This window comes from Niabella beijingensis (genome assembly GCF_020034665.1).
GTDB classification, from domain to species: Bacteria; Bacteroidota; Bacteroidia; order Chitinophagales; family Chitinophagaceae; genus Niabella; species Niabella beijingensis.
In genome coordinates, this window is record NZ_JAIQDI010000001.1 from 3100525 (window position 1) to 3125405 (window position 24881).

The 24881-nt window shown below is 47.8% G+C and carries 23 protein-coding genes; 18 read left to right on the plus strand and 5 right to left on the minus strand.

Going from position 1 to position 24881, the window contains the following annotated elements; all coding sequences use genetic code 11:
* Positions 1 to 32 precede the first annotated feature (32 nt).
* Genes K7B07_RS13000 through K7B07_RS13010 form a run of 3 tightly spaced genes read left to right on the plus strand, consistent with a single transcriptional unit; the run spans position 33 to position 2120 of the window.
* Positions 33 to 620 (plus strand): hypothetical protein, encoded by a 588-nt coding sequence (locus K7B07_RS13000; protein WP_223710252.1) that lies wholly within the window; start codon positions 33 to 35, stop codon positions 618 to 620.
* Positions 610 to 882 (plus strand): phosphopantetheine-binding protein, encoded by a 273-nt coding sequence (locus tag K7B07_RS13005; protein WP_223710254.1) that lies wholly within the window; start codon positions 610 to 612, stop codon positions 880 to 882. The genes K7B07_RS13000 and K7B07_RS13005 overlap by 11 nt, the downstream gene beginning before the upstream one ends.
* A 41-nt stretch (positions 883 to 923) precedes the next feature.
* Positions 924 to 2120 (plus strand): beta-ketoacyl-[acyl-carrier-protein] synthase family protein, encoded by a 1197-nt coding sequence (locus K7B07_RS13010; protein WP_223710255.1) that lies wholly within the window; start codon positions 924 to 926, stop codon positions 2118 to 2120.
* A 24-nt stretch (positions 2121 to 2144) separates the two neighbouring features.
* Here the strand turns inward: K7B07_RS13010 and K7B07_RS13015 are convergent, their stop codons facing one another.
* The gene (locus K7B07_RS13015; RefSeq protein WP_223710257.1) at positions 2145 to 3431 is read right to left on the minus strand and encodes a glucuronyl esterase domain-containing protein; all 1287 of its coding nucleotides are present in this window, start codon (positions 3429 to 3431) and stop codon (positions 2145 to 2147) included.
* 239 nt (positions 3432 to 3670) lie between these two features.
* Here K7B07_RS13015 and K7B07_RS13020 point away from each other — a divergent pair, with 239 nt between their 5' ends.
* Genes K7B07_RS13020 through K7B07_RS13040 form a run of 5 tightly spaced genes read left to right on the plus strand, consistent with a single transcriptional unit; the run spans position 3671 to position 7110 of the window.
* A complete protein-coding gene (locus K7B07_RS13020; RefSeq protein ID WP_223710259.1) occupies positions 3671 to 4756 on the plus strand; it encodes a beta-ketoacyl synthase N-terminal-like domain-containing protein in 1086 nt (361 codons plus the stop codon).
* Positions 4750 to 5523 (plus strand): polysaccharide deacetylase family protein, encoded by a 774-nt coding sequence (locus tag K7B07_RS13025; RefSeq protein ID WP_223710261.1) that lies wholly within the window; start codon positions 4750 to 4752, stop codon positions 5521 to 5523. The genes K7B07_RS13020 and K7B07_RS13025 overlap by 7 nt, the downstream gene beginning before the upstream one ends.
* A complete protein-coding gene (lolA2, locus tag K7B07_RS13030; RefSeq protein ID WP_223710262.1) occupies positions 5516 to 6142 on the plus strand; it encodes a flexirubin biosynthesis/transport protein LolA2 in 627 nt (208 codons plus the stop codon). Before K7B07_RS13025 ends, lolA2 begins: the two co-directional genes overlap by 8 nt.
* On the plus strand, positions 6120 to 6752 hold the full coding sequence (gene lolB2 / locus K7B07_RS13035) for a flexirubin biosynthesis protein LolB2 (RefSeq protein ID WP_223710264.1): 633 nt from the start codon (positions 6120 to 6122) through the stop codon (positions 6750 to 6752). The genes lolA2 and lolB2 overlap by 23 nt, the downstream gene beginning before the upstream one ends.
* The gene (locus K7B07_RS13040; protein ID WP_223710266.1) at positions 6739 to 7110 is read left to right on the plus strand and encodes an ApeI family dehydratase; all 372 of its coding nucleotides are present in this window, start codon (positions 6739 to 6741) and stop codon (positions 7108 to 7110) included. The genes lolB2 and K7B07_RS13040 overlap by 14 nt, the downstream gene beginning before the upstream one ends.
* Positions 7111 to 7310: 200 nt before the next feature.
* Here the strand turns inward: K7B07_RS13040 and K7B07_RS13045 are convergent, their stop codons facing one another.
* Positions 7311 to 7895: a TetR/AcrR family transcriptional regulator gene (locus tag K7B07_RS13045; RefSeq protein WP_223710268.1), complete on the minus strand. Its 585-nt coding sequence runs from the start codon at positions 7893 to 7895 to the stop codon at positions 7311 to 7313.
* A gap of 161 nt (positions 7896 to 8056) precedes the next feature.
* Between K7B07_RS13045 and K7B07_RS13050 the strand changes: the two genes are divergently transcribed.
* From K7B07_RS13050 to K7B07_RS13085, 8 genes are all read left to right on the plus strand, one after another.
* Positions 8057 to 8995 carry a PfkB family carbohydrate kinase gene (locus K7B07_RS13050; RefSeq protein WP_223710270.1) on the plus strand — a complete coding sequence of 313 codons (939 nt, stop codon included), beginning with the start codon at positions 8057 to 8059 and terminating at the stop codon, positions 8993 to 8995.
* Between the two features lie 117 nt (positions 8996 to 9112).
* Positions 9113 to 9412, plus strand: coding sequence for a hypothetical protein (locus K7B07_RS13055; RefSeq protein ID WP_223710272.1), 300 nt, complete (start codon positions 9113 to 9115; stop codon positions 9410 to 9412).
* Between the two features lie 246 nt (positions 9413 to 9658).
* A complete protein-coding gene (locus K7B07_RS13060) occupies positions 9659 to 10666 on the plus strand; it encodes an aspartate-semialdehyde dehydrogenase (protein ID WP_223710274.1) in 1008 nt (335 codons plus the stop codon).
* Positions 10667 to 10919: 253 nt separating this feature from the next.
* Positions 10920 to 11666, plus strand: a complete 747-nt coding sequence (locus tag K7B07_RS13065; RefSeq protein ID WP_223710276.1) for an isoprenyl transferase — start codon at positions 10920 to 10922, stop codon at positions 11664 to 11666.
* 238 nt (positions 11667 to 11904) lie between these two features.
* Positions 11905 to 14649, plus strand: coding sequence for a BamA/OMP85 family outer membrane protein (locus K7B07_RS13070; RefSeq protein WP_223710278.1), 2745 nt, complete (start codon positions 11905 to 11907; stop codon positions 14647 to 14649).
* A 49-nt stretch (positions 14650 to 14698) separates the two neighbouring features.
* On the plus strand, positions 14699 to 15211 hold the full coding sequence (locus K7B07_RS13075) for an OmpH/Skp family outer membrane protein (protein WP_223710280.1): 513 nt from the start codon (positions 14699 to 14701) through the stop codon (positions 15209 to 15211).
* Positions 15212 to 15319: 108 nt separating this feature from the next.
* On the plus strand, positions 15320 to 15886 hold the full coding sequence (locus tag K7B07_RS13080) for an OmpH/Skp family outer membrane protein (RefSeq protein WP_223710282.1): 567 nt from the start codon (positions 15320 to 15322) through the stop codon (positions 15884 to 15886).
* Between the two features lie 168 nt (positions 15887 to 16054).
* Positions 16055 to 16309: a hypothetical protein gene (locus K7B07_RS13085; protein ID WP_223710283.1), complete on the plus strand. Its 255-nt coding sequence runs from the start codon at positions 16055 to 16057 to the stop codon at positions 16307 to 16309.
* On the opposite strand, the gene K7B07_RS13090 is transcribed toward K7B07_RS13085, so the two are convergent.
* Complete coding sequence (locus tag K7B07_RS13090) at positions 16278 to 18650, minus strand: efflux RND transporter permease subunit (protein WP_223710285.1); 2373 nt, start codon at positions 18648 to 18650, stop codon at positions 16278 to 16280. The two genes, K7B07_RS13085 and K7B07_RS13090, sit on opposite strands and share 32 nt — an antisense overlap.
* Before the next feature lie 235 nt (positions 18651 to 18885).
* Here K7B07_RS13090 and recO point away from each other — a divergent pair, with 235 nt between their 5' ends.
* Positions 18886 to 19644, plus strand: a complete 759-nt coding sequence (recO, locus tag K7B07_RS13095) for a DNA repair protein RecO (protein WP_223710287.1) — start codon at positions 18886 to 18888, stop codon at positions 19642 to 19644.
* 19 nt (positions 19645 to 19663) lie between these two features.
* Here recO and K7B07_RS13100 read toward each other — a convergent pair whose 3' ends face one another.
* Entirely contained in the window at positions 19664 to 20809 is a 1146-nt protein-coding gene (locus K7B07_RS13100) for an amidohydrolase family protein (protein ID WP_223710289.1), read from the minus strand.
* A 52-nt stretch (positions 20810 to 20861) separates the two neighbouring features.
* Between K7B07_RS13100 and prfA the strand changes: the two genes are divergently transcribed.
* Complete coding sequence (gene prfA / locus K7B07_RS13105; RefSeq protein WP_223710291.1) at positions 20862 to 21926, plus strand: peptide chain release factor 1; 1065 nt, start codon at positions 20862 to 20864, stop codon at positions 21924 to 21926.
* A gap of 131 nt (positions 21927 to 22057) precedes the next feature.
* Here the strand turns inward: prfA and K7B07_RS13110 are convergent, their stop codons facing one another.
* Positions 22058 to 24880: a TonB-dependent receptor gene (locus tag K7B07_RS13110; RefSeq protein WP_223710293.1), complete on the minus strand. Its 2823-nt coding sequence runs from the start codon at positions 24878 to 24880 to the stop codon at positions 22058 to 22060.
* Position 24881: the final 1 nt, after the last annotated feature.

Genomic DNA, 24881 nt, shown 5'->3' on the forward strand with positions numbered 1-24881 from the left:
AGGGCAGCAATAATATAACAGCAGCAGTTGTTTTGCGCAATGGGATCATTGTTAAAGATGATACCGTTGTTTTCAGGAACAATGAAAAGGGAGGTGTTTTCTTAAAGGAGGCCTATGAAGGACTGGGGGTCGATTATCCCCGGTTCTATAAGATGGACCTGCTCAGCAAGGCGGGAACAGTTGCAGTGGATGCGCTGTTGAAGGGTAGTATGGATCTCGCGGCCGCCCGGCCGGAAACCACGGGCCTGGTATTCAGCAACCGGAATGCAAGCATTGAGGCGGATGTGCAATACCTGGAGGCATCAAAAGAGTATCCGAGTCCCGCGTTATTTGTGTACACGTTGCCGAATATTGTTATCGGGGAGATAAGCATCCGTTATAAATTTAAAGGAGAGAATGCCTTTTTTGTATCTGAAACTTTTGATGCGGACTGGATGCACTGGTACGTGACGGACCTGATGCAGCGCAACCTGCTGAAGACCTGCATCTGCGGCTGGATCGATGCGATAGGGGATCGACTGGATGTTTGCCTGTTCCTGGTGGAGGCCGGAGCGGCGGCGGGTGCTGCCTTTACCACAGAAAACTTAAACGGTATTTACAATAAAGATTATGGAAAATAAACAAGAATTAATAACCCGGTTAAAAGAACAGATCATCCGGCAACTGAAACTGGATGATAAAAAACCGGAGGATATCGGCGATCACGATCCGCTGTTTGTGGAAGGATTGGGACTGGACTCCATCGATGCGCTGGAGCTGATCGTACTATTACAGCAGGAATACCAGATTAAATTAAAGAATGCCGAAGAAGGACAGGATGTGTTCCGCTCGGTAAGTACAATGGCAGACTATATCCTGGATCACCAGAATGCGGCTCATTAAAAAATGATAACTGCCCCCGGGGCAGGCTAAACGGCATTGTTTTGAAAAATTCAGTTTACATAGCGGGAACAGGGGTTATTTCTGCGATCGGGAATAACGTGACAGAAAACCTGGCGGCATTAACATCCGGGCAGGCCGGGATACAAACCATGCAGCGGTTACAGTCTGTTCATAAGGAAACGCTTCCTGTAGCAGAAGTAAAACGATCCAACGAAGAACTGGCAGCCCTTGCCGGACTTCCTGTTGCCGTAAGCCGCACCGCCCTGCTCAGCGCGGTGGCTGCCCGCGAAGCTGTTGCCAGTGCAGGGATCGATCTTTCGGAATGGCGTACAGGATTTATTTCAGCCAATTCGGTAGGCGGGATGGATAAAACCGAAGATTTTTTCCCGGAATTTCTTCAGGATGAGGCTGCGGGCGATCTGCAAATGGTGGTGAATCATGAATGTGGTGCGGTTACCGAGATCGTGGCGGATGCGTTGGGCATCAAAGATTTTGTGACTACCATCAGCACGGCCTGCTCTTCTTCTGCCAACAGTATTTTTCTGGCGGCGCGTCTGATCCGTCAGGGAACACTGGATGTAGTGGTGGCGGGTGGTACGGACGCATTGACCCGGTTTACTTTAAACGGGTTCAATACCCTGATGATCCTGGACCAGGAATACTGCCAGCCCTTTGATGAAAACCGGCGCGGACTGAACCTGGGAGAGGGCGCGGGCTACCTGGTGCTGGTATCGGCGCGGGTTGCCGCCGGTCTTGAGAAAAAACCGGATTGCATTATCAATGGCTGGGCAAATGCCAATGACGCGCATCACCAGACAGCCTCCTCCCCGGAGGGGAAGGGGAACCTGCTGGCAATGGAAGGGGCGCTTAAAAAAGCCGGATTGCAACCTTCGGATATCGACTATATTAACCTGCATGGTACCGGAACCAATAACAATGACAGCTCGGAAGGTGCCGCCATTGCGGCGTTGTTCAAAGATCCCTATCCCCCGATGAGCTCTACCAAGTCTTTTACCGGACATACCCTGGGCGCCAGCGGTGCCATCGAAGCCGTTTATTCCGTTCTGGCAATAAAAGAAGGGATCGTGTTTCCCAACCTGCGGCTGCAGACACCGATAAAAGACCTGCCTTTTAAAGCCACTTCCCAACAGGAGCGCAAAGTCATCCGCCATGTATTATCCAATTCATTTGGTTTTGGCGGAAACTGCAGTTCGCTCGTGTTCAGTAAAAATTCCTGAGGCGTATGCCTGCGGCCGGATCGGTTAATGTTTCCCGTCTCTTTTTAAGTGCATGCCGGCAAACCGGATGAATGCGGTCCAGTCGAAATTGGTAACATCATGCTTGCCGGTGCGGATATGGTAGCCGACATCCCGCATCACCGGCTGGTTTACCGCCGGCGGTTCTTTTGATGGCAATCCTGTCAGCCCATACAAGGCGTAAGCGGGCCCGGCGTAATAGGCCGCCAGGTACTCCCCCTTCGGATCTGCCCACAGATCTTCCTGCGCGCTTGCCACGTAAACCGGTCTTGGAGCCATGAGGGCGAGCAACTCATGCTGATCAAAGGGCAGGAGCTGCTCATTATTTTTGAACTGATCGAATGCCGGGCAGAACCAGGCAGGTTTGATGGCGGTTACGATATCAATTGTTTCGCCGAATATCCGTTTCGATAGTGCTGCGCCTCCTGCCCCAGAATCGTTTGAGATAACGATCCGGAATCTTTTATCCTGTGCCCCCGCCCACAATGCTGCTTTTCCCTGCCGGGAATGGCCCATGATCATCAGGGCCTGTTTGTCAATTTCCTTCACAGTTTCCAGGTAGTCGGCAATACGACTCGATCCCCAGGCCCAGGCGCCGATGGCCTGCCATTCATCCGGCCGGTCCGGCCCTGTTTTATAACCGGAAAATAAGGATACGATGCTGTGGTCTTTTAATCCCGGAGCATCAGGAAAAATATCATGATAACACATGGTTGCCAATGCATACCCGCTATCGATGATCAGCTCCACCGGCCATCGACCCGATTGACAGCCTCGCTGCCAGTCGGGATGCCCGGGCTTCCGTACCAGCGGAAAGTTATAGGAATAACGGATGGAAGTATCGGTTGTAAGACTGTGATTGCCTTTAAAATTGTAACCAATAAATACCGGTACCGGCCCTTTGGCGCTGTTGGGCAGGTATAAAAGGAGCAGCGCATTGACCTGTTTTTTTCCATTGGAAAAGGTCAGCCGTACCTGCCGGCTGGTGGCTTTTCCGGAAAGCGCCTTTTTATCTTCCTGAAGCAGCTCGTATGTTACATCGATCTTTTCTGACGGCGTCCGTCCATACACTTTTCCGGAAAAAAGCTCCAGCAATTCGGGCCGGCGTTGTTTCTCCCATTGATCAATACGGGTAACTGCAGTGCCATTGGCGGTCTGCATTAGTTCCGGTAATACATAAGCCGGAACTTTTGCCTCCTCATAATTTGCCGCCTTTTGCGCAAGAGAAATATGCAGACTGGTAATAACAACCAGCAATGTGGCACTAATTCTTTTTATGTTGCAAGTTCGCATACAAGATAATGAATGGTTGGTTTCTGATTGGAGCCGGGCTCAAAGGAGGTCATTCCCGGCAGGAAAAATAAACACAACCCCTTCTGCTGCCGGTAAGTGCGAAGATATAAAAAATGAAAAACAAGAAATGGAAAAACCCCTGCCTGGGTATTGGAACGAGGCGGGTCAATACACGCTGATTCTTCATGAAATACATTAGTTTTGACCTTTAGAGCTGCAGCTCGATTTAATAAACCTGAATGTCGGAGAATAAAAATACAGCGGATGTTATAACAATGCCGCAAAGCGGAACGGGCCAGGTATATATCCGGGCCGCCTGGGCAATATCGCCCCAGGAAACGTTTGATGCATTGCTGAAGCACCCCGCACAATACCAGGGTGACCGGCTGGCTTGCCGGGAGCCGGACTATTCCGCGTATATTGATCCCAAACTGATCCGGAGGATGAGCCGCATTATAAAAATGGGTGCGGCAGCTGCGACGGAATGCCTGCGCGCAGCGGGAAATCCCCTAACGGATGCCATTATCACCGGAACGGCTTACGGTTGCCTGGCAGATACGGACCAGTTCCTGACCCGTATGGTCGAGTTCAACGAGGAGCTGCTGTCTCCTACCGCGTTTATACAGTCTACCCACAATACGGTAGGCGCACAGATCGCGTTGATGCTGAAATGCCATCACTACAATAACACTTATGTGCACCGGGGTTCTTCCTTTGAGGCGGCGTTACTGGATGGGATAGGACTGATGGCGGAAGGCGAAGCCGGGACCGTGCTTGCAGGAGGGGTTGATGAGATCATTGAAAAAAGCCATACGATCCTGAACCGGTTCGGGCACTATAAAAAGGACGGAGATACGGCAACACTGATCGGAAGCAACACAAAAGGCACCATGGCGGGCGAGGGTGCGGCTTTTTTTGTACTCACAAAAAACCACCAGCCGGATGCGCTGGCCAGACTGGATGCCCTGCAAACTTTTTATAAACCGGCTGCGGATATCGCTGTGCTCATTGGTGACTTTCTGAAAACCAACCAGGTATCGCTGGGTCCGGCTGACCTGGTAATCACCGGTGACAATGGCGATGCAGCTACAGATCGCCATTATGCGGCGCTGAAACAATCGGTTTTTGCCGGAACAAATTGCATTACATACAAACAATTCTGCGGGGAATATCCGACGGCCTCCGGCTTCGCGCTCTGGCTGGCAGCACATGCCCTGAGCAAAGGTATTGTTCCCGGGTTGGAAGGGCTTGCACCCCAAAGGATCCTGATCTACAATAATTACAAGCAGCATTATCCATCGCTTTACTTATTGTCTGCATGTTAACGTTCAGAAATACCACGGTTGCTTTCCTCCTGCTGCTTGCCGTACTGGTGTATCTTCAGGTAAGGCTCAACTGGCCCTGGTATGGATATTTTATCTGGTTTTCTGCATACACCCTGCTGCTTTTCTATGGCAGCTTCTACATCGGCTCCGGTTTTTATATGCCGGTGATCTGCCGGGGAAAAACGGACAGGAAGCAGATCTCCATCAGCTTTGACGATGGACCGCTTGAAAAATATACCCCCGAAGTATTAGCGATCTTAAAAGAAAAGCAGGCGCCTGCCACGTTCTTCTGCATCGGCTACAGGGTGGCGGAACATGAAGAACTGCTGCGGCAGATGATTGCCGGCGGACACATCATCGGTAATCATTCTTATTATCACGATTTCTGGTTTGATATGCATTCCGCAAAAAGAATGCAGGCCGAGTTGCAACAGATGCAGGTGCTAGTGCATCATATAACCGGGAAGCAGATGAAATGGTTCCGTCCTCCTTATGGCGTCACCAATCCCAATGTAAGGAAGGCCGCGCAGGCCATGGGATATACCGCTGTGGGATGGAATGTGCGTTCGCTGGATACGATGATCAGGGATGAAGAAAAATTATTGACAAAGGTGAAAAAGGGACTGAGCCCGGGAGCGGTTTTTTTGTTTCACGACACCAGTCATGCTACCGTGCAGATACTTCCCCGTTTTTTAGAATATGTTAAAGAGCAGGGGTATGAAGTGGTACCCCTGGATAAATTAATAAATTTGCACCCCTATGCATAAACTGTTTTTATTATTGATTTTTACCGGTATCACGGTTTCCGGCTTTTCGCAGTATAAAGCAGTAGCCAACCCTGCCGCAGTAAAAAGCCAGTTCAGCGCTGCGGCGCAGAAGGTCAGCAGCATTTCCAGCGATTTTACACAGGTAAAAAGCCTGAGTATGCTTTCCGAGAAAGTGAGCTCCAAAGGCAAATTCTACTTTAGAAAGAACAACCTGGTACGGATGGAGTACACCAGTCCGTATTCGTACATCATGGTCATCAACGGGAATAAGGTAAGTATTAAGGACGGGCAGAAGACCAACCGGACATCGGCAGGGTCCAGCAAATTATTCCAGCAGGTAAACCAGCTGATGATGGACTGCATCAAGGGAACGGTTTTTGACAATCCCAATTTTTCTGTAAAGCTGCTGGAAAACGGAACTACCTATCTTGCAGATATGACACCGGTCACCAAAGAGATGAAATCGCTTTTTAAATCGGTGAAAGTGGTGCTGCAAAAATCCGGTTTTGTGGTCAGCCAGGTGCAGCTGGTGGATACCCGGGGAGATAATACAACCATCAGTTATTCCAATCAACAATTAAATAAATCCCTGCCGGATGCGCTTTTTACCCTTCGTTAGCCTGCTGCTTTTCCTGGCGGGTTGTGCTCCTGTAGCTTACAAACAGCTGCAAAAATCGGAAGGGGATGTGCATTGTATCGAACGGTACCGGCCGCAGATCCGGAGGGCCCTGTACCGGACCTCGGTGGATGTGGCGGGGAACCATCTCAGCGGTATCCTGCTGGTGAAACAAATGCCGGACAGTACCACCCGCATTGTGTTCACCAATGAAGCCGGCTTCACTTTTTTTGATTTTGAATTTACGGCCGGTGGAGGGTTCAGGGTGCATTCCATTATCTCAAAAATGGATAAGGAAGCCGTCCGGAAAACCCTGCGTAAGGATTTTGAGCTGGTATTGATGAACCGGCTGAATGCTGCCACAGCAACGGTTTTTAAAAAACAGGAGGAATATTATTATACATTCCGGAATGGTAAGGATCGATATTATTATATCACGGATGCCGGATGCACCCGCCTGCTCCGGATGGAACGGGGCGATACGAAGAAGAAAGTGGTGGAAGCCACCAGCGGTGTGCTGCAGGGCGGGGTTCCGGAAACCGTGGTGATCCGGCACAGTAATTTTAATTTTACGATCGAATTAAAAAGAATATACGACAATGCTGAAGAATGATCTTTACACCATCGCTTCTTTCGGAAACGCCGCCGGTAGGGTGCAGGCCTCGATCCTGCTCAACACAGCCCACCGGATCTTTGAAGGCCATTTTCCCGGTCAGCCGGTATTGCCGGGTGTCTGCATGATGCAGCTGGTAAAAGAGCTTACCGAAGAAGCGACCGGCAAAAAACTATTTCTGAACAATGCCGCGCAATGTAAATTCCTGTCTATGGTAGATCCCCGGAGAACACCTGAGCTGACCGTTATGGTGGATTATCAACAACCGGGTAGCGATTTGGTAACGGTTAATGCCGTTTTAAAAAGTGAAGACACTGTTTTTTTTAAGATGAATGCGGATCTTTCTGTTGAGGGATAAAGCTGTTGCCCCTTCTTTAGTTCCGGAGCTGCCATCGGAAAGTTGTGTAGTGAAATGCGGGCAATAGATCTGCGGTAAAATAATCAACGGCTGTTGAAAGCTGGAAAGGAAAAGTCGTTCATGTTTACATACGGCACACTGAATGATCTGAATACAAAAACAGGGTTAATCCAGATTTCCGGCTGATCGATCAGCGCCGCTTAGAGCTTCAGCCCCCCGATCAGGTGGTGCACCATATTTTCTTCCATTAGTTCTGCGCTGTGTGTTTTGGCGCTTTTTTGCCAGAACTCCAGGCCGCGTACCGATGAAAGGATGTTCAGTACCACCACGTAAGGGAGTACTTCTTTGAATTCTTTGTTATCAATTCCCTGCTGTACGATGGATTCTATTTTTTTTACATAACGGCGGCGCTCGCTTACAAATTCACCCAGTTTTTCTTCGTCCAGGTGCATCCATTCGCTCACCATCACCGAATAGGATTCAAAATGATCGATCATCATTTTTGTATGAAAACGGATCAGGGACTCGATTTTCTGAAGAGCAGTGCCCGCAGGATCCATATTGTCCAGTTGCTCCCGGCAGTCACGGGCGATCGAAAAAATAATTTCCTCTAAGATTTCGCTTTTGGAATGAATGTGATTGTAAAGGCTGGCAGCTTCAATGCCTATTTTTTCAGCAAGATCGCGCATGGAAGTACCGGCATAGCCCTTTTCTCTGAACATCCGGGCAGCCGTTTTAAGGATCTCTTCCTTTTTTGAGGATCGTTTACGTGTTGTGGTGGCCATGTCTCAAAACTATGCTTTTTATACAAAATATTTACAAGTAATTTTATAATCCGCTCCTGTCCAGGGGCAAACGGTATACGGCATGCGCTGTTATTTAACAGCTGGCCTAAGGGGAATAACTACTACCTTTGCAGCCGTATTTTTAACAAAAAACAGAATTCATGTCCGTAATAACAGTAGGTACAATGGCCTTTGATGCTATTGAAACTCCTTTTGGCAAGGCCAATAAAATCGTGGGTGGTTCGGCCACCTATGCCGCATATGCAGCAAGCTATTTTGTAAAGCCCGTTCAGCAGATCTCCATCATCGGTTATGATTTTCCGGATGAAGAGCTGGAGGCGCTTACAGCAAGAGGGGTACAGCTGGAAGGAGTGGAAAAAGTGGCCAACAAAAAATCCTTTTTCTGGAAAGGATTGTACCACGAGGACATGAACACCCGTGATACGCTGGTTACCGACCTGAATGTACTGGAAGATTTTGATCCGAAGGTTCCGGACAGCTACCAGGGGGCAGAATTTTTGATGCTCGGTAACCTGATGCCCAGTTTACAGATGAGCGTTATCAACCAACTGCGTCAAAAACCAAAGCTGATCGTCCTGGACACCATGAACTTCTGGATGGAGTCTGCCATGCCTGACCTGGAACAGGTATTGCAGAAGGTGGACCTGCTGATGGTGAACGATTCTGAAGCCCGGGAGCTGACGCATCAGTACTCGTTGATAAAGGCAGCTAAAAAGATCCGCGAAATGGGCCCCAAATACCTGATTATCAAAAAGGGAGAGAACGGCGCGCTGTTGTTTTATGAGGATAAGGTATTTTTTGCCCCGGCCTTCCCGCTGGAAGACGTATTTGATCCCACCGGTGCAGGCGATACATTTGCCGGCGGTTTTGTAGGATACCTGGCAAAAACAGGAGATATCAGCTTTACCAATATGAAAAAAGCCATCATTGCCGGCTCTGCAATGGCCAGCTTCTGCGTGGAAAAATTCGGCAATACCCGCCTGAAGGAACTTACAACAGAGGAGTTAAGCAATAGGATTCAATTATTTAAAGAGCTCACCAGTTTTGAAACAGAGCTGGGACTGGGCTCAGACCTGTAAAGTTTTTAAAACCTTACAGGTCTGACCACCAGGCCAACCTACCCGAAAAATCGGTGAATGGCGGGACCGGATACAACTTTTGGCGGGCTGTTTGTAATCTATAATAAAAATAAAAAGATGACAGCTAAAAAATCGCCTTCACTGTTGTTCTGTATCCTGATGGATGCGATCGGCTACCTGAGCTATGCCATTCCCGGGCTGGGTGAACTGGCAGATGTGGTATGGGCTCCCGTTTCGGGTCTTGTTTTTGCTTTTGCTTTTGGTGGTAAGAAAGGGATGACCGGGGGACTTTTTAACTTTATTGAAGAAGCACTTCCCGGAACTGATTTTATCCCGTCGTTCACCATTATGTGGGTTCTTGTTAACAAAACCGGCTATTTTAATAAAAAACAGGTCGTACCTGTAAAAAACAGGTAAGGAACAGCCGGTAACCATTCCGGGCAACGGACTGAAAACGATTCCGTAAAAATTCTTTTTATTATTTTGGAGGATAGGCATTCTCTGTCTATTTTTGTTGGAATGGAAATGATGCAACATACAAAGACTACCAAGAAGCAGTCCCCGGCGGAGGGTTTGTAGTTTTGTGTGTGAAACATAAATTTTTAACAGGCCTTCCGTAAAAGCGGAAGGTTTTTTTTTAACGATAAACAAGTAAAAACAACAATGAGAGTAGCCGTCGTAGGCGCCACAGGTTTGGTAGGCACCAAAATGTTACAGGTCTTGGCCGAAAGAAATTTTCCCGTAGCTGAACTGATACCCGTTGCTTCAGCAAAAAGCGTGGGCAAGGAAGTGGAGTTTAAAGGCACCAAATATAAGGTAGTGGGGATGGAAGAGGCAATTGCTGCAAAACCAAATGTGGCCCTGTTTTCCGCCGGTGGCGGCACTTCTACTGAGTGGGCGCCCAAATTTGCGGCTGCAGGCATTACGGTGGTGGATAATTCCTCTGCCTGGCGCATGGATCCCAAAGTGCCGCTGGTGGTGCCGGAGATCAATGCCGATGTACTGACCAGCAATGATAAGATCATCGCTAACCCCAATTGCTCTACCATCCAGATGGTGGTGGCCCTGGCTCCCCTGCATAAAGCATACAATGCACTGCGTATTGTTGTATCCACCTATCAGAGTGTCACCGGAACAGGCGTAAAAGCAGTGGGTCAGCTGAAAGGTGAGCGGCTGAAAGAAGTTGCCGGAAACAATGAAAGCTATGAAATGGCTTATAAATATCCCATTGACCTGAACGTGATCCCCCAGATCGATGTGTTCCTGGATAACGGGTACACCAAGGAAGAAATGAAAATGGTGAACGAGACCAAAAAGATCATGCGGGATGAATCCATACGGGTAACTGCCACTACGGTACGGATACCGGTAATGGGCGGCCACAGCGAAGCCGTTAATATCGAATTTGAGAGAGATTTTGATCTTGCCGAAGTACGCCGCTTGCTGGAAGCAGCGCCCGGCGTGATCGTAACGGATGATCTGGCCAACCAGCATTACCCCATGCCGATGGACGCGCATGAAAAAGATGATGTATTCGTGGGAAGGATCCGCAGGGACGAATCGCAGCCCAATACCCTGAACCTGTGGGTGGTAAGCGATAACCTCCGCAAAGGAGCCGCCACCAATGCCGTTCAGATAGCCGAATACCTGGCCGCAAATAACCTGATATAGTTGATAGTTTATGGTTCATGGTTTTTAGTTTATGGTTTGACGTCTGGGCGTTTGACATTTGAGATTTGATGTTGGATTTTAGAATTTAGGACTTAGAATTTAGGATTTAGTGCTTATTTGGTTCTTGTTATTTGATATTTGGGATTTCCAATTTGACGTTCACAGCATTTCCCATAAGTTATAACCCATAAGCTATGAACTATGAGCTATGGACCACATACTATGAAGGATTCTTCGTTACTTTGCAGCTTCTATGTCAGATTTAGCAGGGAAAATAGATAAAGAGCGCCTCCCGCGTCATGTTGCCATCATTATGGATGGGAACGGCCGATGGGCCCAGGAGCAGGGCCAGGATCGTCTTTTCGGGCATTACCATGGAGTGGAAAGTGTACGGGATATTGTGGAAGGTGCTGCTGAACTGGGCATCGGGTACCTTACCTTATATGCTTTCAGCACGGAAAACTGGGACCGGCCGGAGTATGAGGTCGTGGGTTTGATGGAGCTGCTGGTATCCACCATCCGTAAAGAAGCCGAGGTATTGCATAAAAACAATATACGACTGCATGTGATCGGGGACATGAGCATGCTGCCCGATTATGCCCGGCAGGAGCTGAATGAAGCGCTGGAAATGACGGCCGGCAATACGGGGCTGAATCTTATCATGGCACTGAGCTACAGCGGGCGCTGGGAGCTGCTGAATGCGGTAAAAACTATCGCCTGCGAAGTAAAGAGCGGAAAGCTCAGCCTGGAGGCGATCGATCAGGATGTATTACAGAAATACCTTTGTACCAGTGGTTTCCCGGACCCGGAGCTGATGATCCGCACCAGCGGGGAGCACCGGATCAGCAACTTTTTGCTGTACCAGCTGGCTTATGCAGAGCTCTATTTTACAGACGTTCGGTGGCCCGATTTCCGTAAAAAGAACCTCTACGAAGCCCTGATCGACTACCAGGGCCGGGAACGCCGGTTTGGTAAAACATCGGCCCAGATAACAGAATAGGTTACCATTTGTTTGCTTAAAACATCCAAATCCCTCAAATACTGGCTCTTTTTAACATACAGTTTCCAAATTTTACCGTTAATTTGCCGCCGCAATGGGAATGAAGCGTTAGGGTTACCCGGCTGTCATTTACCTGCTTTTACCCGGGTAATGGCAGCAGATGGTAACAGGTTCAAGGATATTTAGGGCTTCCTGCTTTGCAAAATAAAATTGATTACCGTAATACATTAACCCTTATATGCGTTTTTTTATATACAAAGTTTGTATTTTATCCTTCTTTTCTTTTGCGGTAAATCATGCCTTTGCTCAGGTAGACACAACGCCGGTCACTTCTGTTGATCCCCGTCTGCAGGAATTCCTCCACTCAAACACCCCGCGGGAATATGTGGTATCCGATATCGTGATCAAAGGAGCTACCAACCTGGACTCGTCCATTGTGTTGTCTGTTTCGGGGATCCAGAAAGGGCAGAAATTCATGTACCCGGGTTCGGACATCTTTTCCCGGGCGATCCAAAACCTTTGGAAACAACAGCTTTTTGCTGATGTTGAAGTATACATCACCCATGTGGACAATGATAAAGTAAGCATCGAGATCGCTGTTACAGAGCGCCCCCGGCTGGGAAACTTTAAGTATGAAGGGATCAAAAAGACAGAGATCGAAGAACTTACAAAGAAAATCGGACTGGTAAAACAACGCATTCTCTCAGAAAACATACGGCAGAACATCCACCAGGTAATAAAAACCTATTTTGAAGACAAGGGGTATTACGATGTGATCACCAACCTGGATGAATCCAAGGACCCGGTTTATCCCAACTCCATCTTTCTTACTATTAAAGTGAACAAAGGCAAAAAGGTAAAAATTGATGAGGTGAACTTTTTCGGGAATGAGAGTGTGGAGGCCGCCAAGCTGAAAAAACAAATGAAGGGCACAAAAGAGCGGACCCGGATGTCGCTGTATCCTTCCACCTATATAAGTCCTTATGGGCCCCATCAGATCTACAGCTTTAACGAATACATGAAGGACTGGGGCTTTCTTACCGGCACCAAAACACTGAAAGTGCTGGACCCTTATTTCCGGTTTAAATTCTTCAGCTCTTCCAAATTCAACACCAAAAAATACGGGGAAGACAAGGAAAAGGTATTGAAGTACTTTAATGCCAAAGGATACCGGGATGCACAGATCGTTGCTGATACACAGGTAATACAGAACAACCGAATGTATGTCGACATCAAGGTAAATGAAGGGCACAAGTACTATTTCGGGAATGTGACCTGGAAAGGGAACTCCAAATTTTCGGATACTGTGCTGAACAATATCCTCGGTATCAACAGGGGCGATGTATATGATGCCAGTGTGCTGAATAAAAAGCTGGGATTGGAACCCAGTCAGGATGTATACGATATCACCACACTCTATAATGATGAAGGGTACCTGTTCTTTAATGTAACACCCGTGGAAACAAAGATCTACAATGATACTATCGATCATGAGATCCGGATCATGGAAGGCCCCATCGCCCGTATCAAGAATGTGGTGATCATGGGTAACGAGCGCACAAAGGATCATGTGATCCGGAGGGAACTGCGGACCATACCGGGTGAGCTCTTCAGCCGTACCGACCTGATGCGTTCCATACGGGAGCTGAATACGCTGAACTACTTCGAGCAGGAGTCCATTAACCCGCAGCCTGTACCTAACCAGGCAGACGGTACGGTGGACATCAACTGGAAGCTGAAGGAAAAATCATCCGATCAGCTGGAGCTTTCTGCCGGATGGGGTGGAGGTATCGGTCTTACCGGTACCCTGGGGGTTACTTTCAATAACTTCTCCATCCGGAATATCTGGAAAAAAGAAGCCTGGGATCCGTTGCCGGTAGGGGATGGACAAAAGCTCAGTCTCCGCGTGCAGTCGAACGGACGGGTATACCGTTCCTACAACTTCTCCTTTACAGAGCCCTGGCTGGGTGGAAAGAAAAGAACTTCCCTGACCCTGGGGTATAATAACACAAAATATAATGCCTCCTTCTATGATCCTTACCGGAGCGGCGGATACCGGTTTTCGAAAGATACTTCACTTACGGTAAACGGGATCAGTGTGGGACTGGGCAAGCAGTTAAAATGGCCGGATGACTACTTCACCATCGGTTATACCGTTGCCTATACACGGTATAAGGTAAAAAAGATGGGCTATCAGTACGGACTTCCGTTTGATGATGGTATTTCCAACAACCTTAGCTTTAAGCTTAGCCTGAGCCGTTCTTCAGTATCAGACCCGATCTTCCCGAGAAGCGGTAGCGAACTGATGGCAAGTGTTCAGGCCACCCCGCCTTATTCTGCCTTCAGATCTTCTTCAACCGGCACTTCTAATGAGAATCAGTATAAAAATGTGGAATATCATAAATGGCGTTTCGGTGCACAATGGTATGTGCCGCTGGGACGTCCGAAGGGTGAAGATAAGAACCGCCAGTTTGTACTGAAGCTGGCTGCCAAATACGGCTTTATGGGCCGTTACAACAAAGACCTGAACTACTCGCCGTTTGAGCGGTTCCAGCTGGGGGATGCCGGGATGAGCAATACGTATTCCCTGACCGGTTTCGACATCATTGCACACCGCGGGTACCCGATCTATACCAACTCCGATCCCACAGTAAATCCTGATAACGGAAGTGGCGGGGATACCCGGAACATGTTCATCATTTTTAACAAATACCAGGCAGAGCTGCGCTATCCGCTGGTAACCAACCCCGGAAGCACGATCTACGGACTGGCTTTCTTTGAGGCCGCTAACGGTTGGCACGATTATAAGGAGTATAATCCATTCAAGTTACGCCGCAGTGTGGGTCTGGGTATGCGTTTTTACCTGCCGATGTTCGGTCTGCTTGGATTTGACTACGGGATCGGTATCGACCGCCTGGTACCCGGGCAGGGTCTGAAGAATGCGGGTAAGTTCACCTTTATGCTCGGATTTGAACCTGAGTAAACCTTTCCGCAATATTTTGCATCTATAGAAAAGAAAAACCGATTTGTATATGAAACAACTACTTGTATTGACTATCGGGCTGCTGTTTTCAGCATCTGCTGCAATGGCCCAAAAATATGTGATCGTAGATACGCGTTATATATTTGATAAGCTGCCGGAATATAAGCAGGTACAGGCTTCTATTAATAATACCGCTTCCGGCTGGCAGAAAGAAATTGATCAGAAACAGGCAGATCTGGATAAGGCTTACGATGAGTATGACTCCCAGCAAAGCATGCTGAGTGCTGATGCCCGGAGAAAAAAAGAAGATGATCTTTTTAAAAAAGAAAAAGAATTACGGGACCTGCAAAAGCAACGTTTTGGTTTTGAGGGGGATCTGTTTAAGAAAAGACAGGAGCTGATGGGCCCGCTGCAGGAGAAGGTGAACCGTGCTGTTCAAAAGCTGGTGATCGAAAAAGGTTATGATTTGGTTTTGGACAAAAGTGAGGGGAAATCCATTATATTTGCCGACCCGAAATTGGACAAGAGTGATGAGGTATTGAAATTACTATCTGTAAAATAAGCAAGCCGCAACGCTTCGGAATCAAATTTCATTAATAAAAACAAAATAAACTTAAAAACCCGTCCGACCGGAGAACGTTACCCGGTCAGACAAACAAAAAATTTTTAAATGAAACGTATAAAAATCCTTGCCCTGGCATTGGGTCTTGTAGTTGCCTCCGGCTCTGCTGTTTCTGCGCAAAAGATCGCTACGGCAAATCTGGATGCCATTATCGCCAATTTACCTGAATTCCCTCAAAAACAACAGCAGCTGCAGCAATTTCAGCAGGATTCCATCGGCGGTGAATATGAGCAGTTGTCGAAAGAATATATGGAAAAGGACAGCATGATCAAAAAGGCAACCTCTCCTTCTGTAAAATCTGCACTGGAAAAAGAGATCGGACCGATCCGCGCTGCACTGGCCAACTGGCAGGAGTATGCCGGTCAGAAGAACCAGGCAAAACAAAGCGAGCTGTTCGGCCCACTGGTTAAAAAAGCACAGGATGCATTAAACACTGTTGCAAAAGAAAAAGGCTATACATATGTATTGCAGCCGGAAGCCTTCCTGGTAATCCCTCCGACGGATGACCTTACCATGAGCATTGCTGAAAAGCTGGGTATTAAAACCAACCAAGCCGGTGGCGCAAAACCCGCAGCCGGAGCAGCTGGTGCAACAAAACCCCCCGCAGCCAAATAAGCAAAGAATATACTGAAATATAAAAAGGCTACAGTTTACTGTGGCCTTTTTTAATGCCTGGCACCCCTGACTTCCTCCCTCAATGAACCACACCCGCGTCCGGTTAATTTTCGGTAATACAAACTGCAATGCAGCGCTGATCCTTGAAGTAAGTGACGGTAACAGGCAATGAAGGTGCAGCACACCGGTCATAGTAGCGGCCCGGTGTACGAAATTACCGCCGCGCTGCGGCTGAGACGCTCATTTGCCACTCCGGATTACAAAGATTACGTGCGTGCGGCGCCCTTGTTTACCCATTTTATTGATGTGCCGGAAAGCGCCGGTTTCAGGGTGCCTTATTCTGAAACGACCCTGCTTATCCTGATTCATAATGCGATGAATCCGGATTTTTTCAGCGGCTGCCCGGTTTTTTTGAAAAACTGATCAGCAATGCGGGCAGTAAGATAAGATTGGTAAACGTGGCTGTGATCAGTGTAAGTGAAGTGAGCCAGCCCAATGCCTGTGTGCCTCCAAAATTGCTGAAGCAGAAAATGATAAAACCCGCGATCAGCACCATGGATGTATAGAGGATGCTGATACCGGTACTGTGAATGGTTTGAACCACCGTAGCCACCACTTCGTTCTGATGTTTTGGCAGCTCCTGTTTATAATTGACCAGGAACCGGATGGTAATATCGATGGCAATCCCCAATGCAACGCTAAAGATCAATACGGTACTGGGTTTTAGCGGAACACCGGCCCAACCCATGATGCCGGCAGTGATCACCAGCGGGATCAGGTTGGGGATGAGTGAACAGAGCAGGATGCGCAGCGATCTGAACAGGTACAGCATGCAAAGCGCGATCAGCAGGAAGGCCCAGAAAATGCTTTCCTTTAATCCGTTGATGATAAAACGGCCGCCTTCAAGAAAGGTGATGGAGGTGCCGGTGAGTTTTACATTATAATCTTTTGCGGGAAACAGCTGATCCACCCTGTGCTGGATATCGCCCATCAGGGCCGGCAACCGGTAGGACCCCACATCGGCCATATTAACACTGATACGGGCCTCCCGTCCGGTGCTGTCCATAAAACCGGAGAGCAGCCTGGTGAAAGCAGAAGATTGCTGGCCGCCCGAATTGCTGCCCATATTGAGGTACTGTGCCAGTCCCGGCAGCTCAAATTCGGAGGGCATTGAATAATTGCTTGAGTCGCCTTCGTAAAAAGCCTGTTTGGCAAACTTCAACCCTTCGGTGATGCTCAGAGGTCTTGCTATTTCGGGTTTTGAGGCAAGGTACTGTGCCAGCGAGTCAATGCGGGTGAGGTTTTTAAAGTTGCGGGTCACACCGGATTTCTTCTTCGTATCCACTATGATCTCCAGGGGCATGACACCTTTGAAATTGCTTTCAAAGAATTTCAGGTCGGTATATATCTTATCCTTTTGTGGTACATCGTCCACCATATGCGCGTTGCTTTTCAGCCGGAATATCCCAATGGAAGTGATTCCGATGATCAACAGGGTAACAATATAAACCAGTTTCCGGTGGTTGATCGACCAGCGTTCCAGCCGGCCCAGCCAGCGGTTGAGACGCGGGTTAAAAAGATAGCGGGTATGTTTGGATTTTGGTGCAGGCAAAAAGCTTAATACAACGGGAATCAGCACCAGTGAAATAAAGAAAAGAAGCATGATATTGATACCGGCCACCACACCAAACTCCTGCAAGATCTCGCTTCGCGTAAGCGCAAATACCGCAAAGCCCACCGCTGCCGCAAGATTACAGAACAGGGTAACGATCCCCATCTTGCCTACCATATTTTCTATGGCCGCTTTTTTCAGTGCTGAGTTCCGGGCTTTTATTTCTTCGGCAGACAGATCGCCGGTCAGCTCATTCCAGCTGGTATGAAATTTATTCAGGAAATAGATACAGTTGGGAATGCCTATTACAACGATCAGCGGAGGGATCAGGGCGGTCAGCAGGGTGATGCTGTATTCCATCAGGTGCATGGTCCCCAAACTGAAGAGCACCCCGATGATAACCACGGAAAGGGAAAGGAGCATGGAGCTGAAGGACCGGAAAAACAGCAGCAGGATAATGGCGGAAAGCAGGATGGAGGCCACCAGGAAGTACCGCATCTCATGCGCAATGCGGGCCGCGAGTACGGTACGGATATACGGCAGGCCGCTCAGTTTCACATCCAGTCCGGTAGCTTTTGAAAAGGCCTGGGTCTGCTCTTTTACCGCAGCGATGGCGGCATCCCTTTTGGCAGAATTAATGACCTCCTTGTTCATTCTTAAGCCCATTAAATAAGCATGTGTGCGGGGATTGTACAGCAGCCCCTGGTAGAAGGGGAGGCGCTGAAACACCGCTGCACCGCTGTCGATCTGTGTTTGCGTCAACGCGCCTTCCGGAAATATCTTTTCCACCGCTAATTTTTCAGTTGCTGCGTTCTTCACCAGGTTGATGGCCGTAGGTACACTGATCACATCTTCCACCCCGGGAATCTTTTTCAGACCGGCCTGCAACTGCAGATAGGCTGTGAATATTTTTTCGGAAAACAATTGTTCGGTCTGCACACCCACCACCAGCATATTGCCGTCTTCCCCGTATTTCTTTTTGAATTCCTGGTAGGCGATATTTACCGGATGGTTGGTAGGGATCGCTCTTGAAAATTCATAACTCAATCCCACTTTGCTGGCCCAAAATGCTGAAAGTGCGGTGATGGCTGCCAGCGCGATCAGCAAAGGGAACCTGTATTTAAGAATAAAACGGCCGGTTTGTTTCCACATATAATTTTAAGTATGCGTTAAAAATGAGTTGCAAAGAAACAAAAAACAGTGCGTTCACAGGATGCCATTTATCAATGAAATGACCGGGAATCTTTTTGGATGCAGATCCGGTTTTGAAAAAGACAGCTTACTGTTAATCATATCTCATGTGGTGCAAAACTAACTATTGAAAAGTAAACCACCATTATTTGCAAAAAACATACCTTGCAACGAGGAAAACCGATCCCGGACGGACTTGACAGCGATTCTACATAAAACAAAGGGCATTGTTCTCAGAACAGCAAAATATGGCGAAACAAGCGTTATTGTGACCATTTATACCGATAAACTGGGCCTTCAGTCGTACCTGGTGAACGGTGTCCGCTCCGGCGGCAGAAAAAGCGGTAACAAGGCGGTGTTTTTTCAGCCGGCGGCATTGCTGGAGCTGGTGGTCTACCACAATGAACTGAGAAGCCTGAACCGTATAAAAGAATTTAAATTTTCCGGGATCTATCAGCATATTTTCAGTGATGTGATCAAAAACGGTGTAGCCGTTTTTCTGATCGAGTTGTTGCATAAAACGCTGCGTCAGCCCGAGGCCAATGAAGACCTGTTCGGGTTTGTGGAAGACAGCCTGCTGGCACTGGATGTATCGGATGCTACGGTTACAGCCAATTTCCCCGTTTTTTTTGCAGCGCATCTCTGCGGCATTCTCGGCTTTTCTCCGGGGATACCGTCCGCGGGCCTGTTTCATTCGCCACAATTGCTGCTGGACCTTCAGAGCGGGGAATTTGCCGAAACTCCGCCATCTCATCATTTTTATGCCGGCCGGGAACTGACCCTGCTGCTGGTGGAACTGTTGCAGGCGCGGTTGCCTGCCGAATTAAAGGATATGAAGCTTTCTGCCCATAAACGCAACCAGCTGCTGGATCTGCTTGAATTGTATTATTCACTGCACTTTCCGGAGTTCGGACGATTGCGGACCCTGCCCGTGCTGCGGGAAGTGCTTGGCTGATGGTGTAATAAAGCCGGCATCAATAAAGCCTGCACACCTGGTCTTCAGCGATCTGCAATACTCCGGGGCTTTTCCCTTTTTCAAAACTTCCGTACCGGTCTGCGATCTGTAAGGCCCTGGCACCATTCAGGGTAGCCCAGGTGAGCAGCAGTTCCAGGGAGAGCTGCGGGTATTGTTTTTGAATACAGCGTATCTCATCCCAGATACTGAGGCTGTAATTAGAGGCCAGACTGTCGGTACCCAGTACCAGCGGTACCTGTTGCTCCATCATCATGGGGATGTCGGGCAGCCGGTTGCTGATGTAGCTGTTTGCATTGGGACAAAGACACCAGAATGCTTCAGGAACCCGTTTTTTGATGTACCTGATATCTTCTGCACTTGTAAATACATTATGAATGAACAGGGCCTGCTGGCGGTTGTTCAGGTAGGCGCCATAGGTCTGAATGCTGGTTTTGCCCTCCGGGGGGATGGGCGGTTGCTGCAGTTGCAGCCGATCATACAAGGCACTAAAGCCGCCGGTGCCCTTTAAGAACCATTCATTTTCCTCCGGTGTTTCCTGGTTGTGAATACTCAGCAGCCGGTTGCCCGGGAATGCGGTCAGCAGCTGCCAGAGTGGGGTGGAAACCGAATAGGGGGCATGCGGTGTTAAAGAGACCTGCCGGGGATCAACCGCCCGGCAGTAGTCGTCATAAACCAGCTTATACCGGTTAAAATGCTCCTGTGCCTGCGCCGGCTCAAAACCGATCACTTCCACAAAATTGTGGTAATACAGCCGCCCCATTGCTTTGAGGGATAGTGTATCGGTTGTATTGCAGATGTCGCCAACGGCTACGATCCCCTGTTCCAGCATTTCGTTTTCTGCTTTTTCGATGGCCGCGGGCAGGTCCGCTATATTATCGTTTCGCTTGCTAACTACCTGGTTTACAAATTTTAGCAACCCTGTATGGGTTTCAATAATGCCTTTCATATGACTGAGCTCCAGGTGGCAGTGACAGTTGATGAACCCTGGACTGAGCAGGCCGTTGACGATTTTTACATCATCACCTGCTTCGGTGCGGGGAACCACTGCTTCCACGCGCCCTTCCGGGGTTATTATCAATACGGTGTCTTTCAGCATCCTTGTTCCGTCAAAAAGGGTTGTTCCCTGTAACTTAATAAAACTCATCGCCTAAAATCATTTAACTTTGCGCCCTGTTTATCAAAAATAAACTTTTCTGATGTTAGATAAATTAGAAGCGATAAAGGCGAAGTACGATCAGCTGGGCATAGCACTTACCAACCCTGAAATTGTTGGGGATAATAAACGGTTTGCAGCTACCAGTAAGGAATACCGCAGCCTCGAAAAAATTGTTACCGCGTACAATGATTATAAAAAACTGCTGGGCGATCTTGAGTTTAACAAAGAGGCATTGAGCGGTGATGACGAAGAATTGCGGGAACTGGCAAAGGAAGAAGCTGCCGGTCTGGAAGAGCGTAAGGAGCAAATGGAAGCGCAGATCCGGCAGCTGCTGATCCCCAAAGATCCGCAGGACGGTAAAGATGTGATCATGGAGATCCGTGCGGGTACCGGTGGTGATGAAGCGAGCCTCTTTGCGGGCGATCTCCTGCGGATGTATGTGAAATACTGCGAACGCCGTGGCTTTAAGACCGCTGTGCTTGGTGAAAGTGAAGGAACCGTGGGCGGGTACAAGGAAGTACAGCTGGAGGTAACCGGCGATGATGTATATGGCACCCTGAAATTTGAAAGCGGGGTGCACCGCGTGCAGCGGGTGCCGGATACGGAAACCCAGGGACGGGTACATACTTCCGCCGCAACTGTTGCAGTGATGCCGGAAGCGGAGGAGATCGATTTTGAGCTGAAGGAAAGCGAGGTGAAGATGGAAACAGCCCGCAGTGGTGGCGCCGGCGGCCAGAACGTGAATAAAGTGGAAACAAAAGTGATGCTGACGCATATCCCTACCGGTACCGTGGTGATCTGCCAGACGGAACGTACCCAGCTGGGGAACCGTGAAAAAGCCATGCAGATGCTGCGGACCAAGCTGTATGAAGAACAGGTGCGCAAGCAGGAAGAGGAAATTGCCCGTCACCGGAAAAGCCTGGTCAGCTCGGGCGACCGGAGTGCGAAGATCCGGACCTATAACTATCCCCAGGGAAGGGTGACCGATCACCGGATCAACCTTACTTCCTATAACCTGGATGCCTTTATGAATGGTGAGATCCAGGAATTCATCGACCAGTTACAGTTTGCCGAAAATTCTGAAAAGCTCGCCAAGCAGGAATAAGCGGTCAGCAATCAGCTATCACCAGGAAGTTTTCATTAGCGCTAACTGTTGGTGGATTGATCTTCCTCTGCCACCATTAAAGCCGGCGGTTGTATTGCTTTTATACATAGCTGTTTTCGGGTCTTTTACCCCTACCAAACCTGCTCATTTGTTTTCTGTTTTAACTCTTTCTTTCCGAATTTGCGCGGGTAGTAAGAGAAGGTCAGCAGAAAATACTGCTGCAATCCATTGGTGATCCGTGTGGTAGTCCCGTAAATATCAATACTGTTGGAAATGTTTTGATATTGTTTCAGCAGATCCATTGCAGAAAACTTCAGCTCCCCCTGTTGTTTCATAAAACGGTAGGAGACAAATGCATTCCATAAAATCGTGGGGTCGTCCAGGCTGGAGTTATAGATATGGTTCAGGGTGCTGCTGAAAGTAACATTGTTGGGAACATTGAGCGTGATACCCAGTTTTGTGGTGTTCAGGGAAGTGCTGGACGGGGTAAGCCCCTGTCCTGTTTGCCGTGTATGGTATGTATTCCAGATTTCGCCGAAATTAAAGACCATCAATGACCGGAGCGAGAACTGCAGAGCGGCTTCGTGCGTGCTGTTATTATTGCTGCTGGTGGTATATATGTTGTCGATGTAGTTAGGGGTTTTACTGTTGTTAAATGCTCCCTTGTAAGTAAGCTGGATGCTGCTTTTTTTCAATTTTCTGGACAGGTTTAACTCTAAATTCAAATAACTGTTCATGGACTTGTCCGTATTGATATAATAGTAAATTCGTTTGCCTGATGGATCATTGATGACACTATCTGAAACGGGATTTAGCGAAAATGTATAACCTGTATTAATGGAACTATAGAAGGTGTATAACGATTTCTGATTGTTGCTGTTAAAATTTGCATAACCTTCAACAGTATGGTTTGTTTTATTTTTAAGATTAGGATTCCCCAAACGGATGCTGTATGCATTGATGTCATCCACAACGGGATATAGCTGATCAATGGAGGGAAATTCATAATTTTTCCGGTAGTTTACCGAAGTATAATACTGGTATTTTTCCTGTCTTGTATAATTATGTGAAAAACCTGCCTCATAGCGGAAGAATTTAAAATTACGATTCAGATTCCGTGTTGCAATGGAAGATTGATTTTTGTCTGTTTTGATATCATCCAGCAGCCGTACTTCAAAAAAGAAGTTTTTATAAAACTTATCGCTCCATTTAAAAAAGCTTTTTGAAAGTGCCAGATAAGGAGTATACTCAAATACCTCTCTTTTATTTTGATAGGACAGGTTGCTGTTGTCGATGAAACTGTTGGTGGTACTGTCGAAGTCGGCGACCTTATTATTGCTGACCGACCGGGTATAATTGAGCCACTGATTAAAGCTGAGATCAATTCCAAACAGGTTGTATCGTCCCAGTAGCAGCCGTTTCAATCCGCCGTATTCAAATGTTGCGCCCGTATTGAAAGAGGAATTGTGGGTGTTATAATTCCGGTTATAGGAGGTGTCCTTTGCAGTTTCAGTGTAAGAGCTGAAGGCGCTCTGCACCGTTCTTTCAGAAACGGCATCATTGTTATTGAGATTGTATTGCACCCTGAACTTTTTTAAGGGTTTATCGGCATCTGTTTTCGAAAAAACCAGGTCCATCGATTCCACGTTGTTACTGCCAGTTTCGGTGCTTGTAGTATTATTGGTGCTCTGTAACTGGCCCGCGGGATTGCGTACCTCAATACCGGATACCGAGCGCCCGTTCTGATTATTAAAAGTGGCGCGCCCGTTAATAGTCAGCTCATCATTGTAGCTGTTGGTCAGCACATAATTGAGTCCTATATCGTGTTTGTTGCCGGCGTCGCTCCGGATACCTTCCTGTTTTTCAAACTGGGGATTTTCAGATGTGGTCCGGTTCTGTAAACTTAAATTGGAAACATTGGTAGCGTTGCCCGATTTATTGTAGTTGACGGTGATACGGTTATTTTGCCGGCTATTGGAAGTTTCTATAAAATTATGAACAAAGACACCGCCGATGGAATGATTTTTATTGATGCCTTCCGCCCCGAACTCTCCCACATAATACAGATTGGGATTGTAGTTACGGTAGGTATTGTTTTGGAAAAGCTGCTGAAGGTTATCTATATTTTTATTGATATTGTTGTAGCCCCCGCCGATCCCGAAGCTTGTTTTTTTGTTATACAGCTGAAGTGAAAAGTCGGTTTCAAAACGCTTGCCGCTGCCATAACCTGCACTGATCTTTCCGAAATAACCTGTTTTGCTGTCTTCCTTAAGCTTTACGTTCATGGTCAGCGTGGAATCCTGCCGCTGTGTTTTTCTTTCTTTATAGGTACGGTCATATTCCTGATAGACCTGGATCTTTTCTATTGCGGTTTTAGGCAGATTCTGTGTAGCTATCTTTGGGTCTGATGAGCCCAGAAATGGTTTCCCGTCTACAAAAAAGTTTTTTACTTTTTGACCGTTGACGGTTATGGTCCCGTCGCTCCAGATGGTAATGCCGGGTACCTGGTTCAACAATTCTTCTACCACAGCATCTGGTTTCATTTTAAACGCGGCGGGATTGATCTCCAGCGTATCGCCGTTCATGCGTACAGGAATGGCCGCGGTTACCACTACTGAATTGGTATCCGTTAAATTGAGCGCCAGTGATACGTTCAGGGTATCTATTGCATGATCCCTCAGTTGTATCAGTTTACTAAAACTTTGATAACCTACGTAGGTAATGTTCAGTAAGAGTTGTTTTTTTGCCGGAAGCCGGTCAAATAAGAAATCTCCGTTTTTATCTGATAGTTTATAACTGACCAGTGAAGAGTCCTTATCCAGAATACTCACCGTCGCCGATTCCAGGCCCAGGTTACTTGCTGCATCCAGAACCCTTCCTGTAATTCCCCCGGTTTGGGAAAATAGTGCCTCCGTACAGGCAAAGCAAAGCAGCATACAAAGCAGGTTTTTCATT